A 477-nucleotide genomic window follows, 5' to 3' on the forward strand; every position below is an offset into this window, starting at 1 on the left:
CGCGCGGATCTCATCATGGCCTGACTGTAACAACAGTCCACTCGCGAGAGGCCGGATACATTTATGCAGACTGGAACCGTCAGGACCATCAAACCCCTTGCACGGACGAGGCGGACCATACATTTTTTGCGAGAAGCTCGCGGAGTGCGGCGGCATCGAGCATCTGCTCGGCCAACAGCTTCTTAAGCTTGGCGTTCTCTTCTTCGAGTGCCTTCAGGCGCTTCGCCTCGGACACCTCCATACCGCCGTATTTGGCTTTCCAGTTATAAAATGTTGCGTCCGAAATCCCATACTTGCGGCACAGGTCGGCCACCTTCATGCCTGCCTCCTGCTCCTTCAGCACCGCAATAATCGTAACCGCCCGATTGTTACCGTGGAGAATATGTCTTGACGCGGGCGACGATTTCTTCGTCATCGACAAAGCATTCGAGGAATTCTTGCCATTTTTCGGCTGATTGACGCGCGTCGACCAGCATC

Annotated in this window: 1 pseudogene; it reads right to left on the reverse strand. The window is 54.7% G+C overall.

Annotated elements, in window-relative coordinates:
• Positions 1–118: 118 nt before the first annotated feature.
• Positions 119–382, reverse strand: a pseudogene (locus tag F9K78_RS21800) (transposase); the annotation flags it as partial.
• Positions 383–477 lie beyond the last annotated feature (95 nt).

Source organism: Brucella pseudintermedia, from assembly GCF_008932435.1.
In the GTDB taxonomy this organism is placed as follows: Bacteria; Pseudomonadota; Alphaproteobacteria; order Rhizobiales; family Rhizobiaceae; genus Brucella; species Brucella pseudintermedia.